General features: G+C 65.9%; 10 protein-coding genes and 1 pseudogene. 3 read left to right on the top strand and 8 right to left on the bottom strand.

The features are described from left to right. Positions 1-138: 138 nt before the first annotated feature. Genes AACY13_RS03175 through ptsP form a run of 3 tightly spaced genes read right to left on the bottom strand, consistent with a single transcriptional unit; the run spans position 139 to position 5,696 of the window. Positions 139-1,866, bottom strand: a complete 1,728-nt coding sequence (locus tag AACY13_RS03175) for a fructose-specific PTS transporter subunit EIIC (RefSeq protein ID WP_339459255.1) — start codon at positions 1,864-1,866, stop codon at positions 139-141. 24 nt (positions 1,867-1,890) lie between these two features. Further along, positions 1,891-2,826: a 1-phosphofructokinase gene (gene pfkB, locus AACY13_RS03170; RefSeq protein ID WP_339459254.1), complete on the bottom strand. Its 936-nt coding sequence runs from the start codon at positions 2,824-2,826 to the stop codon at positions 1,891-1,893. Further along, the gene (ptsP, locus tag AACY13_RS03165; RefSeq protein ID WP_339459253.1) at positions 2,826-5,696 is read right to left on the bottom strand and encodes a phosphoenolpyruvate--protein phosphotransferase; all 2,871 of its coding nucleotides are present in this window, start codon (positions 5,694-5,696) and stop codon (positions 2,826-2,828) included. The genes pfkB and ptsP overlap by 1 nt, the downstream gene beginning before the upstream one ends. 177 nt (positions 5,697-5,873) lie before the next feature. Here ptsP and cra point away from each other — a divergent pair, with 177 nt between their 5' ends. Then, the gene (gene cra / locus AACY13_RS03160; protein ID WP_339459252.1) at positions 5,874-6,869 is read left to right on the top strand and encodes a catabolite repressor/activator; all 996 of its coding nucleotides are present in this window, start codon (positions 5,874-5,876) and stop codon (positions 6,867-6,869) included. 28 nt (positions 6,870-6,897) lie between these two features. Next, the gene (locus AACY13_RS03155; protein WP_339459251.1) at positions 6,898-7,692 is read left to right on the top strand and encodes a TatD family hydrolase; all 795 of its coding nucleotides are present in this window, start codon (positions 6,898-6,900) and stop codon (positions 7,690-7,692) included. A 186-nt stretch (positions 7,693-7,878) separates the two neighbouring features. On the opposite strand, the gene AACY13_RS22595 is transcribed toward AACY13_RS03155, so the two are convergent. From AACY13_RS22595 to AACY13_RS03135, 5 genes and pseudogenes are all read right to left on the bottom strand, one after another. Next, positions 7,879-8,583 (bottom strand): methyl-accepting chemotaxis protein, encoded by a 705-nt coding sequence (locus AACY13_RS22595; protein ID WP_445262531.1) that lies wholly within the window; start codon positions 8,581-8,583, stop codon positions 7,879-7,881. A gap of 153 nt (positions 8,584-8,736) precedes the next feature. Next, positions 8,737-8,940, bottom strand: a pseudogene (locus AACY13_RS22590) (HAMP domain-containing protein); the annotation flags it as partial. Positions 8,941-10,624: 1,684 nt separating this feature from the next. After that, entirely contained in the window at positions 10,625-11,461 is an 837-nt protein-coding gene (gene ampE / locus AACY13_RS03145) for a regulatory signaling modulator protein AmpE (RefSeq protein ID WP_339459249.1), read from the bottom strand. A 9-nt stretch (positions 11,462-11,470) separates the two neighbouring features. Then, positions 11,471-12,022 (bottom strand): 1,6-anhydro-N-acetylmuramyl-L-alanine amidase AmpD, encoded by a 552-nt coding sequence (gene ampD / locus AACY13_RS03140; RefSeq protein ID WP_339459247.1) that lies wholly within the window; start codon positions 12,020-12,022, stop codon positions 11,471-11,473. 218 nt (positions 12,023-12,240) lie between these two features. Continuing rightward, positions 12,241-14,544 (bottom strand): DUF1631 domain-containing protein, encoded by a 2,304-nt coding sequence (locus AACY13_RS03135; RefSeq protein WP_339459246.1) that lies wholly within the window; start codon positions 14,542-14,544, stop codon positions 12,241-12,243. A 387-nt stretch (positions 14,545-14,931) separates the two neighbouring features. Here AACY13_RS03135 and nadC point away from each other — a divergent pair, with 387 nt between their 5' ends. Beyond that, on the top strand, positions 14,932-15,780 hold the full coding sequence (nadC, locus tag AACY13_RS03130) for a carboxylating nicotinate-nucleotide diphosphorylase (RefSeq protein ID WP_339459245.1): 849 nt from the start codon (positions 14,932-14,934) through the stop codon (positions 15,778-15,780). The last annotated feature ends 154 nt before the right edge of the window (positions 15,781-15,934 follow it).

Genomic DNA, 15,934 nt, shown 5'->3' with positions numbered 1-15,934 from the left:
CTAAAAGCCAGCAGGCAGACTGCAATGTATCGGCTTTACGCGGTCGGCTCCCTCGCCCCTCCGGGGGAGAGGGTGGGGGTGAGGGGCTGCGCTCTCGGCCTACCGCAAAATCTCCGCCACCAATCAATTGCTACCCCGCTACGCCTTCTCCCCCGCCACCACCAGTTCCACCGCCTCGGTTTTTTTGATCAATGCATACACCACCCCGGTCAGCAGGCTGCCGGCGACTATCGCCAGCAGGTAGAGCAGCGCATGGTTGATCGCATTGGGGATCAGCAGCACGAACAGGCCGCCGTGGGGGGCCATCAGCTTGCAGCCGAAGTACATCGACAGCGCGCCGGTCAGGGCACCGCCGGCGATGCTGGCCGGAATCACCCGCAACGGGTCCTTGGCGGCGAAGGGGATCGCCCCTTCGGAGATAAAGCACAGCCCCAGCACCCCGGCGGCCTTGCCGGCTTCGCGTTCGCTCTGGGCGAACTTGTGCCGGGCGATCAGGGTGGCGATGGCCATGCCGATCGGCGGCACCATGCCGGCGGCCATCACCGCGGCCATGGGCGCGTAGCTCTGCGACGCCAGCAAACCGACCGAGAAGGCGTAGGCGGCCTTGTTGATCGGCCCGCCGAGGTCGACGCACATCATGCCGCCGAGCAGCAGGCCGAGCAGGATCGCGTTGGTGCTGCCCATGCTGTCGAGAAAATCGGTCAGCGCGACGAGCATGCCCGCCACCGGCTGGCCGACCACATAGATCATCACCAGGCCGGTAAACAGGCTGGCCAGCAGCGGGATGATCAGGATCGGTTTGAGCGCCTCGACGCTGGCCGGCAACTGCACCCAGCGGGCGATGGCCTTGGCCGCGTAGCCGGCGAGAAAGCCGGCGATGATGCCGCCGATAAAGCCCGCGCCCAGGCTGCTGGCCAGCAGGCCGCCGATCATCCCCGGAGCCAGGCCGGGACGGTCGGCGATGGAGTAGGCGATATAACCGGCCAGCAGCGGCACCATCAGTTTGAACGCGGTCTCGCCGCCGATCTGCATCAGCGCCGCCGCCAGGCTGCCCTCCTCCTTGAACGCCTCGATGCCGAAGACGAACGACAGGGCGATCAGCAAGCCGCCGGCCACCACCATCGGCAACATATAGGACACGCCGGTGAGCAGATGCTTGTAGGGCCCGGCCTGGGCCGGCGCGGCGGCCTCGCCCTGGCTGCCGCCAGCCAGGGGCTGCGCCTCGGCCAGGGCGCGCTGCAGGGTCTGGGCCGGTTGCTTGAGGGCCACCCCGGTGCCGCAGCGGAAGACCTTCTTGCCGGCGAAGCGGGCGGTGTCCACCTCGATATCGGCGGCCAGCAGCACCACGTCGGCGGCGGCGATGGCGGCCTCATCCAGCACGTTGCGCGCGCCCACCGAGCCGCGAGTCTCCACCTGCAGCTCGTAGCCCAGTTGCGCGGCGGCCTGCTGCAGGGCCTCGGCGGCCATAAAGGTGTGCGCCACCCCGGTCGGGCAGGCGGTGATCGCCACCAGCCGCGGCCGCGCGCTGGCGGACGCGTCTGCCGAGTCGGACGCCTGCAGCGGCACGGCATTGGCCGCCGCCGCGCGGAGAAAGCCCTCGGGGTCGGCCAGGGCCTCGGCCGGGGTGGATTGCAGCAGGCGCTTGCCGACAAAGCGCTGCAGGGGCAGCTCGCCGGTCTTGACCACCACCACCAGCTCGGCGGCGGCGATATCGGCATCGCTTAGCGGCGAGCCGATGGCCTTGGGGTCGTGCACTTCGACCTGGCTCGACCAGCCCAGGCGCTGGGCCGCGGCTTGCAGCAGGCGCGAACAGAGCACGCTGGTGACCATGCCATTGGGGCAGGCGGTGACGATCAGCAGATTCATGAAGACAACCTCTTTTCTTATTTTTTAGTTCAGGGGTGCAACGGTCACGCCGGCTTCCAGGCGCGCCAGCTGTTCCCTGTCGTGAATTCCGAAACCAACCTGGGTCACTGCCTGGGCGGCGATCGCCGTGGCCAAACGCAGGCTGCGCTCGGCCGGCCAGCCGGCCAGCAGGCCGTGCAGGGTGGCGGCGAGCAGCGAGTCGCCCGCACCCACCGTACTCACCACCTCGACCCGCGGCGGCTGCGCCTGCAGCGCGATGTCCGGGCCGAACCAGCTGACGCCCTCGGCCCCGCGCGACAGCAGCACATGCTCGACGCCCTGCTGACGCAGGCGCAGCGCCGCGGCATGCAGTTCGGCCGAGGTCTCGGCCGGCAAGGCACAGGCCTCGGCCAGCTCCTCGGCATTCGGCTTGATCAGCCAGGGCCCCACCGCCAGGCCGGCGCGCAACGCCGCGCCGCTGCTGTCCAGCACCAGCGGCAAGCCCATGTCCTTGAGCCGACGCAACAGGCCGGCGAACCATTCGGCGCTTACCCCCTGGGGCAGGCTGCCGGCCACCACCACGGCGTCGTGGCCGGCGGCGATCTGCTCCAACTCTTCGAGCAACTCGGCCTGGTGCCGCGCCTCGACCCGCGGGCCCGGACCGTTAAGGTCGGTAATGCGCCCGTCCTGCTCGGCCAACTTGATATTGCTGCGGGTCTCCCCGGGCACGCGGACGAAGGCATCGATAAAGCCGCGGCGGGCGAACAGGGCCTCGAAGGGCGCGGCATTGGCCGCACCGAGAAAGCCGCCGACCGTGACCTTGTGGCCCAGGTCGGCCAGCACCTGGGCCACATTCAGGCCCTTGCCGGCGGCGTGGCTGCTCTGCCCCAGGCTGCGGTTGAGCGCGCCGGGCTGCAGGCTCTGCAGGCGTACGGTCAGGTCCAGCGCCGGGTTCAGGGTCAGGGTCAGGATACGGGCCATCAGTTGCTCTCCTCCATCAGCGCGCGCACCGCCGCCGCGCTCTCCAGGCCCAGGGCCTGCTGCGCCAATGCCTGGCTGTGGCGGTAATCGAGCTCGCGCACCCGCGCTTTGACCAGGGCGATGCTGCGCGCCGAAACGCTCAGCTCGTCGACCCCCAGCCCCACCAACAGGGGCACCGCGAGCATGTCGCCGGCCAGCTCGCCGCACACCCCAACCCACTTGCCATGGGCGTGGGCGGCCTCCACCGTCATGCCGATCAGGCGCAGCACCGCCGGGTGCAGGCCATCGGCCTGGGCCGACAGGGTCGGATGGTCGCGGTCGATGGCCAGGGTGTATTGGGTCAGGTCGTTGGTGCCGATGCTGAAGAAGTCCACCTCGCGCGCCAGCACCGGGGCCAGCAACGCCGCCGAAGGCACCTCGACCATGATCCCCAGCTGCAGGTCGTCCAGGGGGATCTCCTCGCGCAGGCGCAGGGCCATATCCCGCGCCACGCGCCACTCCTCGACACCGCAGACCATGGGAAACATGATCCGCAACGGCCGCCCGGCGGCCGCGCTCAACAGCGCACGCAGCTGGGTTTCGAGCATGTCCGGGCGCTGCAGGCTGAGGCGGATGCCACGCACACCGAGAAAGGGGTTGGTCTCCGCCGGCATCGGCCAGTAGGGCAAGGGTTTGTCACCGCCGACATCCAGGGTGCGCACCACCAGCGGCCGGCCATCCAGAGCGTCGAGCACGCGGCGGTATTCGAGCTCCTGGGTGGCCTGGTCCGGGGCCTGACTGTGGTCCATAAACACCAGCTCGGTGCGCAGCAGGCCGACGCCTTCGCCGCCCGCCTCGACCGCCGCCGCGGCCTGCGCGCTGCTGCCGATATTGGCCGCCACTTCCAGGCGCTGGCCGTCACGGGTGATCGCCGGTTGCAGGCGTTCGGCATGGGCGCGCTGACGGCGCAGCTCGCCCTGCTCGCGCTGCTGTCGAGCCAGTTCCAGGGCCTGTGCGTCGGGGGCCACACGCAGCAGGCCGTGCTCGCCATCCAGCAGCAGCGGCGTACCCTGAGCCAGGCTCAGCACCGCCTCGCCGGCCCCAACCACCGCCGGGATGCCCAGGGCCCGGGCGATGATCGCGCTATGGGCGGTGGCACCGCCGCGGGCGGTGAGGATGCCCGCCACACGCTCGCGGTTGAGGCTGGCGACATCCGAGGGGGCCACCTCGTCCATCACCAGAATATAGGGCTCATCCGGCTCGCGCGGGGCCTCGACGCCGCACAGGCGGGCCAGCACACGCCGGCCGATATCGCGCAGGTCGGCGGCGCGCTCGGCCAGCAGGGCATCGTGCAGGGCTTCCTGCTGCGCCGCCGCGGCCTCGATCTCGGCCTGCCAGGCCGCCTCGGCGCTGGCCCCCTGGAGCAGGCGCGCCTCGACATCCTCGGCCAGCGCCGGGTCGCGCAGCATGGCCTGATGGGTGATAAATATTTCGCGGATATTGGCCTGCGCCCGGCTCTCGACCAGACGCTGGATATCCGCGTCGACCTGCCCCAGCGCCGCATTCAGGCGCTCGCGCTCAGCCGCAACGCCCTGGCCCTGAGCCGGGTAATCGAAACATAGCGGCACCCGCACCAACGCAGGCCCCATGGCGATCCCCGGCGCGGCGGCAACCCCCTGAATACGCGCCCCGGCAAGCGGCGCGGGCAGCTTGACCACGGCGCTTGCCGAAGGCGCGGCAGCAGGTGCTGCGGCCTGCGCCGGCAAGGGCTCGACGCTTTCGCCCAGACCGGCCTGCACTGCGGCCTCGATCGCCGCCAGGGCGTCGCCCGCAATAGCCGGTTCTGCGCTGAACTCCAGAGCCTGGCCGCGGCGCGCGCCAAGGCTCAGCAACTTGCTCAGGCTCTTGGCCGAAACCCCGGGGCCGGGCTCGCCGGCCAGGCGCACGCGCACTTCGCCGGTAAAGGCCTGGGCCACCTCGCAGAGAATCTTCGCCGGGCGCGCATGCAGGCCATGGGTGTTGGCCAGGGTGATATGCAGCACGGGCCAGTCGGCCGGCACCTCGCCGCCCAGGGCCTCGAGCACGCTGCGGCTGGAGGTCGCCTGGCTGAAGGCCGCGGCGCGCCCCTCGATCAACAGATCGCACAGGCGCTCGAGCAACTGGCGATGGGCCTCGCCCAGGCTGGCCAGGCAGAACAGACCGCGCAACGGCTGGCCCTGGTACTCGAGCGCCTGCGCCGGGGTGACGAAGGCCAGGCCGGGGCTGAGCACGGCCTGATCGCTGTGCAACCACCACAGACCGTTGCCCAGCGGCAACGGCTGGCCCTGGGCCAACTGGTTGGCGAACGCCGGCTCGGCGCAGCCGGCCTTTTTCAACAGACGCGCGCCCTGCCAGAGCAACTCGTCGAAATCCTCGACCGCCAGGCCCAGGCCGATCAGCTGGCTATCCAGCGCCAGCTCCTGGGGCGCGCCCTGCAGCAGCGCGACTATCGCCTCCGGCTCGCGCGCCTCGCGCAGGGCCTGACTGAGATCGCCCTCGCCCAGAGCCCGGGTCAGCAGTTGCAGCAGATGCAGGTGCTCGTCGGAACGGGCGGCGATGGCAATCGCCAGGTAGACCAACTGGCCATTGCCCCAATCCACACCCTCGGAAAACTGGATCAGACGCACGCCGGTGCAGTGCACCTGGTCGCGGGTTTGCGGCGTGCCATGGGGAATCGCAATGCCCTGGCCCAGGTAGGTCGAGCCTTGCGCCTCGCGGGCCTGCATGCCGGCCAGGTAGCCTGGCGCGACCAGCCCACCACTACTCAGCGCCTCGGCCAGCAGCGCCAGCGCCGCCTGTTTGTCCGGGGCGTTGCGGCCCATCTGGATTTGCGTGGCATTCAGTTCGAGCATCTTATTGTTCTCCTCTGGCAGGTGAGGCTGGCTGTCGCAGGCACCCGCACCACCCAAAGGATAGTCAATCGGCCCGCCTGCTGAATCGTTTCACCTAATGACTGGCACGTTACCCCATAATCGGCGATCCTTGAAGCCCGACTGTCCCCCCATCCATCACCCTCCCAGGACTGCGCCTTGAAACTCAGCGATATCGCCCGCCTGGCCCAGGTCTCGGTCACCACCGCCAGCTATGTGATCAACGGCCAGGCCGACAAGCGGCGGATCAGCGCCGCCACCGTGGCGCGGGTGCTGGAAGTGGTCGAGCGCCACGGCTATCGCCCCGACCAGCAGGCTGCCGGGCTGCGCCGCGGGCAGAGCCGCTGCCTGGGTTTTATCCTGCCGGACCTGGAAAACCCCAGCTACGCGCGCCTGGCCAAGCTGCTCGAACAGCGCGCCCGCGCCGCCGGCTACCAGCTGCTGATCGCCAGCTCCGACGACGACCCGGACTGCGAACGCCAATTGCTCGAACTGTTTCGCTCGCGCCGCTGCGATGCCCTGATCGTCGCCAGCTGCCTGCCCCAGGACGACCCGATCTACCCGCGCCTGGTGGCCAGCGGCGTGCCAGTGATCGCGGTCGACCGCGCCCTCGATCCCGCGCGCATCTGCTCGGTGGTCAGCGACGACCAGCAGGCCGGCAGCCTGCTCACCGCCACGCTGCTCAGCCCACCGCCCCGGCATATCGCCCTGATCGGTGCGCGTGGCGAACTGCCGATCAGCCAGGCCCGCGAACGCGGTTTTCGCCAGGCCCTGGACGGCTTCGCCGGGCGCATCAGCGTCTGCCATGCCGAGCAGTTCAGCCGCGCCAGCGGTTGCCAGCAGATGCACGTCCTGCTGGAGCACCCGGCCGGCGCACCGGATGCCCTGATCACCACCGCCTACGTGCTGCTCGAAGGGGTGCTGGACGCCCTGCAGGCGCAAACCACAGATGACTTCGCCGAACTGCGCATGGCCACCTTCGGCGACACTCAATTGCTGGACTTTCTGCCGCTGCGGGTCAACGCCATCTCCCAGCAACATGAGCGGATTGCCGAACGGGTGCTGACATTGGCCATCGCCGCCATCGAGCAGAACCACTACCAGCCTGGTATCGAGGCCATCGCGCGCCAGCTCAAGGTGCGCCGCCCGTTGTAGGAAAAGCCGGGCGGCGTATGATTCACCCATGCGCCTGATCGATACCCACACTCACCTGGATTTCCCCGACTTCGACGCCGACCGCAGCGCGCTGCTGGCCCGCAGCCGCGCCCTGGGCGTGGAGCGGCTGGTGGTGCTCGGCGTGTATCAGGCCAACTGGCAACGACTGTGGGATCTGGTCCAGGGCGATGCTGGCCTGTACGCCGCCTTCGGCCTGCACCCCGTTTATCTGGACAGCCACCGCGCCGAACACCTGAGCGAGTTGCGCGACTGGTTGCAGCGCCTGGCCGGCCATCCGCAGCTATGCGCAGTGGGCGAATTCGGCCTGGACTACTTTCTCGAAGACCTCGATCGAGAACGCCAGCAACAGCTATTCGAGGCGCAGCTCAAACTGGCTATTGAATTCGAGCTTCCCGCGCTGCTGCACGTACGTCGCGCCCATGCGGCAACCATCGCCACCCTGAAACGCCTCAAACCAGCACGTGGCGGCATCATCCACGCCTTTGCCGGCAGCGTTGAAGAAGCCCGCGAGTACCTCAAGCTCGGCTTCAAGCTCGGCCTGGGCGGCGCACCCACCTGGCCGCAAGCCTTACGCCTGCGCAAGGTGGTGGCGCAACTGCCACTGGAGGCGATCGTGCTGGAAACCGATTCGCCAGACATGGCCCCCGCCATGCACCCCAACCAGCGCAACAGCCCGGAATACCTGCCTGATATCTGCCAAGCCTTGGCCGAATTACGCGGCATCAGCGCAGACGAACTGGCCAGCGTCAGTAGCCGCAACGCAACCGAGTTGTTTGGCTGGAATACCGACGCTGCCTGGTAGGATGGGTGGGGCCGACTAGGTGACAACCCACCACTCGTAGCGATGGATTGCCATCCCTCCTACGGAGCTACTGGTTTTCGCGGGCATGGCCCGCGCCTACAAATTCTGCAGCACACGCGCCGCCGCCACCCGGCGCAAACGACAAGGCCCGCCAAATGGCGGGCCTTGTCGATACTGGGCCACCCCTCAGACGCGGAACGCACTGATCAACTGCTTCAGGCGCGCCACCAGCCCAGACAGCTCACGGCTGGCCTGTTCAGTATGGCTGGCACCCTCGGCGGTGCGTTCGCCGGCCTGGCTGATTTCGACGATGTTCTGGTCGATATCCTGGGCCACCGCGGTCTGCTCTTCGGCAGCCGTGGCGATCTGCTGGTTCTGGTCGACGATCATGCCCACCGCGCCGAGGATATTTTCCAGGGCCTGCTGCACCTTGCCCGACTCACTGACGGTAGTGTCGGCCATCTGGTGGCTGGCACCCATCGCCTTCACCGCCGCGCCCACGCCGCCCTGCAGCTTGCTGATCATCGACTCGATTTCTTCGGTGGATTGCTGGGTGCGCTTGGCCAGGTTACGCACCTCATCGGCCACCACGGCAAAACCACGGCCCTGCTCGCCGGCACGCGCCGCCTCGATGGCGGCATTGAGCGCCAGCAAATTGGTCTGCTCGGCGATGCCCTTGATCACGTCCAATACCTGACTGATCGAGGCACTGTCGCTGGCCAGCTGATTGATCACCGCCACCGACTGGTCGATCTCGCCGGCCAGGCGCTGAATACTGCCTACCTGGGACTCGACCAGCGCTCGCCCGCTGACGGTTTCCTGGTTGACACTCTGCGCACTGTCCACCGCGGCCGCGGCGCTACGGGCCACTTCCTGGGCGGTGGCCGACATCTGGTTCATCGCCGTGGCGACCTGCTCGATCTGGCTGCGCTGTCCGGCTACGGCGTGATTGCTCTCGCCCGAGACCTGCTGCACGCGGTCGGCCTGGCGCTCGACCTCGACCACGGTCTGGCCGACGCGCTCGATCAGCTGGTGGATCTTGACCACGGTTTCATTGAATACCTGGCCCAACTCGCCCAACTCGTCCTGACTCTGGGACTTGAAGCTCACGGTCATGTCGCCGGCGGCCACCTGGTTCATCACCTGGCCCAGGCTCTTGAGGGTGGCGCGGATCGAAACGTAGAAGCCGCCGTAGAGGTAGAGAATCAGCAGGAACACCACGACCAGGGCCGCCACCAGGAAGATCATCTGGCTGCGGTTATCCAGCAGACGCGCCTGCAACTGCCCGTCGAGGAAGGCCAGCACGGCGTCGTTGAGCTCATAGGTCGTGCCCATGGCGCTGCCGATTTCTTCGTAGAACTGCAGCCAGGGGGTGTCCAGGGAGTCGGCGATAACCACCTGGTCCTCGAACACCACCGCGCTGCTTTTCAGGCTTTGCAGGCTCTCGGCGGCCAGGCTGGCCAGCGCCGTCCGGGCCTCGGGGCTGCTATTGAGGGACTCCTGCAGGTTCAGATCGTACTCGCCGTGCAGTTTTTCCAGCTCGAGCAGCAGCTCGTCGAACTGGGTACTGGCGGAAGAATTGAGAAAGCCCTGACCCAGGGAATAGGCCCCCAGGGCACGCCCCTCGCTCAGGGCGGCACTGACTTTGGGGGTCACCACGGTAACCAGCTCGACCATCTGCCGCACCGCGCTCTGACGGTCCTGGCTCAGGCCCGCCTGGCTGGCGACCAGCTTGATAAACACCTGGGAGCTGCCCAGCAGTTTCTCGGCCAGGGCGATCTTGCCCTGCAGCGAAGTCTCTCGCTGAATGGCCTCCAGCTCGGCGTTCAGTTCGTCGCGTTTGGCGTTGAACTCCTCGATCTGCTCGGCCTCACGGGCGACCGGGGCCAGCGCCTGCAAAAGCTCGGCAATCTGGCTCTGTTGCTTGCCGAGACGGCTGTCCAGATCGCCCGCCTGCCCGGACTGGCCGATCATCGCGTTGATTTCGATCAGGTCGACGTAGTCTTCCAGGCTGCGCCGCAGGACCATGGCCTCGCCGAGCAGATCGATGCTTTCCAGCGCCGCCTGGGTGCTGATGAACTGGCGGTAGGAGTCGCGCACCAGATAGAAGTTGGTGACCAGCATGGGCAGAAAGAACAGGACACTGATCAAACTGAACTTCATGCCGAAGCTGAGGCGATTCATTAGCGCGATGGCCGGATACAGCACGGTCTTCACAGGACGTCTCCAGTTCTAATTATTGTCATGGTGATGGCAAGATCAGCCGCCCGGCGTTCCATATGGCAGCCTGTGCGTCCCTCGCTGCTCGGACTGCGACACTCGGGGCACCGGCTTACGGGCAGGCCAAGGTGATCCGCGTCACAAAACACGCCTGAGCATGCCGCCATATATACCTCTTATCGACTTCAACCTCTGTAACTTAAGGTTAATGATGCGCGAACCACCTACGGGCCGGTATTGACCTGAGTGGTACCAAGGTCGAGATCCTCGCCCGAGGACTATAGCGCCGGGTCACAGGCCCCGCTGACCAGCCGGGTCGACTCCGCGAGCAGCGCCTGGCGCACGGGCCAGAGCCGGATTGCGCCAGGATTTACCGGGGTCGGAGGGCTCGCAGGATCCAGATGCCGCGCAGCCGCGCAGCAAACTGAATGCAGTTGCGATTATCACTTTGTGGATACCTGCAGGAGCGGCCCATGGCCGCGATGGGTGTCGCGGGCATGGCCCGCTCCTACGCCCTGCCAGCGGTGTAGGGTGGATGACGCCTTTCTCATCCACCACCGCAATCTGGTGGATGGATAAAGCGTCATCCACCCTACGAGATAGCAGGCCTTGTAGATACACAGAGGGGCTACAGTCGAGCTGCAACCCGAACCAGCGCAGTGCAGCCCGGGAGCGCGGCGAATGCCGCGCCAGGTAATGGGCGTATCGACGGTCAGATAAGCAGGGTCCACACGGCAAACAGGGCATACCAGAGCACGGCGGCACGCACCAGCAATTGCCACAGCCCGTCCAGGCTGCTGACCCCCACCTCGCCGATCACCGGCTCGGGCGTTTCGCTGGCGGCACGGCCGGTGCTGATCACCAGCTGCGCCGCGCTGATGTCCCAGCTGAGCAGCTCATGCAGCAAGGCGCGGGTCACCGCGGCAAAGTTGCCCACCAGGGCAAAGCTGGCTGCCAGCACCCGCACCGGCAGCCAGTCGAAACCATGACGCACCTGCACCGCGCGCTCGCGCAGGGCCGGTTGCTCGGCATGCTCGGCGCTCAGGGCGAGCAATCGATAGGCCAGCGCGGCCAGCGGACCGAGCAGTGCATACCAGAAGATCACGGCAAAGAAACTCTGATAGGCCTGCCACACCAGATGGCCCTGCACACTCTTCAGCAGCGCCCCTTCCTCTTCGACCTCCAGCCCCAGGTCGCGGCGCGCCACCAGATAAGCCGCCTCGGCATCGCCGCGCCGCCAGCTATCGCGGAACGGCCCCAGAGCGGCCTGCAGATCACCGCGGCCCAGGCTGTAAATCACCACCAGCAGGTGCACCGGCAACGCCAGCCAGCCGTAGGCAAGGGGGGTGAGCACGATCAGGATCAGGGCCAGCACCGCCAACGGCAGCAGGACCACCAGCGCCAGGGCCAGCCAGGGGCGCGCCACCCACTCGGCCTTGTGCTCAACCCGGGCCAGCAAGCGCAGCCAGGGACCGTCCTGTTGAATATTGCTGCGCCAGGCCGAGAACTTCTCGACCCAGAGCACCAGCAGTAGCACCAGAAAACTCATGACCTCTCCTTATTTAGTCAGCAGTGCAGTGCGCAGACGCGGCCAGTCGAACGCCGGCCCCGGATCGGTCTTGCGCCCTGGCGCGATATCACTGTGGCCACAGATACGCTCCAGACTGAGCGCCGGATAGCCCTGTTGCAATACGCCGATCAGCTCCACCAGGGCCGCATACTGCGCCTCGGTGTAGGGCAGCTCATCGGTGCCCTCGAGTTCGATGCCCAGGGAAAAGTCGTTACAGTTTTCCCGCTCGGCATAGCACGACTGGCCGGCATGCCAGGCGCGCTCATTGCAGGAGACAAACTGGGTGATCGTGCCGTCACGCTCGATCAAGAAATGTGCGGACACCTGCAGATCGGCGATGGTGGCGAAATAGGGATGCTCGTCCAGCGGCAGACGATTCTGGAAGAAGGCCTGCACCATGCCGGTACCGAACTGGCCCGGCGGCAGGCTGATGTTATGCAGCACCAGCAGCGATACCTCGGCCTGCGGGCGTGCATTGAAATTGGCGGACGGGCAATGGCGAATGCCGTGGCACCAGCCACTGGCGGAATCCAGTTGCATAAAGGCTCCTTGAACGAGCCGTCACTTTAGCAGCCTGCCAGGCCAAACGCTGCCCACAAGACGCTGCGCAGGCCATTGCGCGCCAGGGCGAGCGCGCCGGCCAAGAGCGGTATAAGGCCATAACCCCGTAAGGTGCGCTGTGCGCACCAGCTCTTCCACGTCGCAAGCGGTGCGCACGGCGCACCCTACAACCCCGACTGTCCCTGCGAGCTAGGGTCTCAGGTGTTCTTCAACCTGCGCAGATTGCCGATCACCGACTCCAGGGCTCGGTCGAACAGCAAGGCATCGTCGAGCAAACGGATCGCGCCGCGGCGGAACTCGATCGCCAAGCCCATGCGGGTCTTTTCCAGCACCTTCATGCCGGTACGGTTGACGAACACATACTTGCCGGTCGGTTTGATCACCGCCGCCAGCTTGCAGCGCAGCTTGTGCTCTTCGTCTTCCTGAAACTCGACCCAGCTGCCGACCCGCAGATTATCCACCTGCAGCAGCGCCTCGTCGTCGTCCGGCAGGCTGACGTCCGGCTCAACCAGGCGGTTCTCGCCCGGCACCAGCAGGACGATTTCCTCGACCACCGCAACCATGGCCGGCTCGTCGTCGGCCGCTTCGGGCGGCAGTTCCAGCAGCGGCATATCCTGCTCGGTCGCTGACTGCTGATTGGCATCATCGGCCGCCGGCGCTTCGGCTTCCACTTCGACCGGCAGCGCCCGCTTGAAACGCTGGAAGGCCTGCACATGCAGGGCCTCCAGCTGATTGAAGAAATCCCCGGTGGAGAACGGGTCGAAGGCCGCGCTGGCCATGCCCTCGCGCAGCGCCTTGAGCAGGCCTGGCACCACTTCCAGCAGGCGCATGCGCGCTTCCGGATCGTCATGCGGCTCGACGCTCCAGACCAGATCATCCATGGTCGCCAGGGCCGCCTGCCATTCGGCGGACGCCACACCATGCTTGAGACAGGTAAGCATCAGCACCTTGCTCCAGGCCTCCTGCAGCAAACGCACCACCACCTCGGGCAGGGTCTTGCCGAGCAACCGCTCATTCAACGCCTGCTCCACCTCGCGACGGGCCAGCGCCGCCTTGGCACTGCCCTCCTCGGCGTCGCGGGTACGCTGCTCCAGCAGCTCGCTGCGGCGGCGCTCATCGCCGGTAAAGGCCAGAAAGTCGGAGAGCAACTCGGAGAAGATCGCCGGGTCGTCGACGAAATCATTCAGCAGGCGCTGCACCACCTGTTCGATCTTCTGGTACAGGCTGTCGCGCTGGGTATCGTCCTGATCGCCCCAGCCCAGGGCGGCGGAAGCGATCTCGTTGAGCAGTCGCCGCGCCGGGTGGCTGCCACGGCTGAAGAAGGTCTTGTCGATAACCGCGACTTTCAGCATGGGGATCTGCAGGCGCGCGATCAGGGCCTTGAGCGAGTCCGGCAGGGTGCGGTCATCGAGAATAAACTCGAAGAGCATCGACACCAGGTTGATGACATCCTCATCCACCTCGCCAACCACACGGGTCTTGCCGGTCTTGACGCTGGCGCGCACCAGCAGGCTTTCAAGCTGCTCGCGCAGGTCGAAGTCGTCACTCGCCTGGGTCGGTACGCCTTGCTGCATATGCGACAGCAAGCGCATCAGGTCATTGCTGGAAATCGGCCGGGCATCGGCGGGCCGGTTGCGCTGTGGTACCACAGTGCCCCGGGCTTGCGATAGCAGCTCCTGCAGTGCGCCGAATACCTCTCTGACCCCTTCATCCACATAACCGTCGCCCGCGACGCCTGCGGACTCATCCGCCGTGCTGCCGGTCGCTGCAGCGGGCCGCGAAGGGTTGCGCCGCTGCGCCGCCGGAGCCGACTTCAGCTCGGGCAATACGCCGGCCTCGACCAGGGATTGATTGGCCTCGGCATACAGCTGATCGAGATCCGCCAGCACGTACTTCTCGAACAGCTTGAGAATGATCAGCTTGACCTTGATCTCCACCCCGAGACTGCTGCAGGCGTCGAGGAAGAACTCGCATAGCAACGTGGGGCCGAGGGGGTTGGTCTTGTTGTCCAGCTTCTTGCTGACCATCGCATTCAGCCGCGTGGTCAAATGGTTCAAGGCCACGCCATCATGGTTTATGACCTTGGCCACCATGGCTTCCAGCGCCACGGCCTCTTCCAGCTCGTCGTTCTGCACCAGGGACAGGGAGTCGAACGAAACGGCCTCCAGCGGGGCTGGCCGGCCAATCTCGTACTGATTGAGAGCGGCAAAGGCATCCAGGACCTTGTGCAGGAACCCGCGCTCGATATTTTTGCGTTTCAGGCGCAGATCGCGCATGGTCTCGAAAAACGCATTCTGCTCGGTATTGCTGGTGGCGCGATCAGCCATCTCGAACAGCGTATCGTCGGCATTGTCGAAGAGCGACTGCAGTGCCTTGCGCAGCTGCTGCACCGCTTTGTCACGCACATTGGTTAGCGCCACGGGCAGTCTTCCTACCGGCGAGGTGGACGATTGCTCAGCGGCCACTTTGTTAAGGTGCACCACTTTCGCGTCAGTTTTCATTGCGAGTCTCCTGCAGGCTGCCCCCCTTGGGCGAACAGGCCTGCACAGCGATCAACTGAGCGTTATCCCTAACGTCAAAGCCATGGCGTCAATATTTCAATAAGTAAAGGCATTATAGGGATGCGCCAGCGCATACCAAGCCAACATTTCCTCCAGACATGACCCAAGTCACAGATGCAACGCTGCAGCCTCCCAACGGCCACCTACACGCGACCAACGTACCCGGTTGACGCCATCCAGCCGGTCGCCCAAGGCAACCCTCATCCAGATAGCATAGCCCCATAAAGGCCGGCGACCATTACCGCTGGTAGGGACAAAATCGGCAATCGCACTGCACGGGCGCGCCCCAATCCCTATAATCGGCGCACTCAGCCAATGGAGCCCGCCATGCCCAACCTCACTCTCGACGACCTCAGCAGCGAAATCGAGGCCAATGTGCGCCGCGCCCTGGCAGAAGACATCGGCAGCGGCGACATAACCGCACAACTGATTCCCGCCGAGCGCCTGGCCCAGGCCAGCATCATCACCCGCGAAGCTGCCGTGATCGCCGGCACCGCCTGGGTCGACGCGGTATTCCGCCAGCTCGACCCGCGCGTCGCCGTGCACTGGCAGGTACGCGACGGCGAGCGGGTCAGCGCCAACCAAGTCCTGTTTCACCTGGAAGGCCCGGCCCGCGCCCTGCTCAGCGGCGAACGCAGCGCCCTAAACTTCCTCCAGACCCTGTCCGCCGTGGCCACCCGCTGCCAGCACTATGCCGACCTGGTGCAAGGCACCGCGGTGAAGCTGCTCGACACCCGCAAAACCCTGCCCGGCCTGCGCCTGGCGCAGAAGTATGCGGTCACCTGCGGCGGCTGCCATAACCACCGCATAGGCCTCTTTGATGCCTTCCTTATAAAGGAAAACCACATCGCCGCCTGCGGTGGCATCGCTGCCGCAGTACAAGCCGCCCACAAAATCGCCCCCGGCAAGCCGGTGGAAGTCGAAGTGGAAAGCCTGGAAGAACTGCAGCATGCACTGGAAGCCGGGGCCGATATCATCATGCTCGACGAGCTGAACCTGGACGAGATGCGCCAGGCCGTGGCCATCAACCAGGGCCGAGCCAAACTCGAAGCCTCCGGCGGCATCACCCAAAGCACCCTGCGCACTATCGCCGAAACGGGGGTGGATTACATTTCGATTGGCGCACTGACCAAGGACTTAAAAGCAGTAGACCTATCGATGCGATTAAGTATATGACCCGCAGATGAAAAGCGGCCAAATAAAGGCTCGCGACCTAATACTGCATTATTGGGTTTTGCCCCGCCATGAGCCTGATGACTCATCGCGTCAAGACCACCCAAGACTCGAACAATAACTCCACACCAACACTAACTACGCAACCACTTGCCCC

The organism is Pseudomonas sp. EA_105y_Pfl2_R69, from assembly GCF_963970915.1.
Taxonomy (GTDB): domain Bacteria; phylum Pseudomonadota; class Gammaproteobacteria; order Pseudomonadales; family Pseudomonadaceae; genus Aquipseudomonas.
The sequence above is the reverse complement of the archived record's forward strand: the minus strand, read 5'-3'. Positions and strand labels throughout refer to the sequence as shown.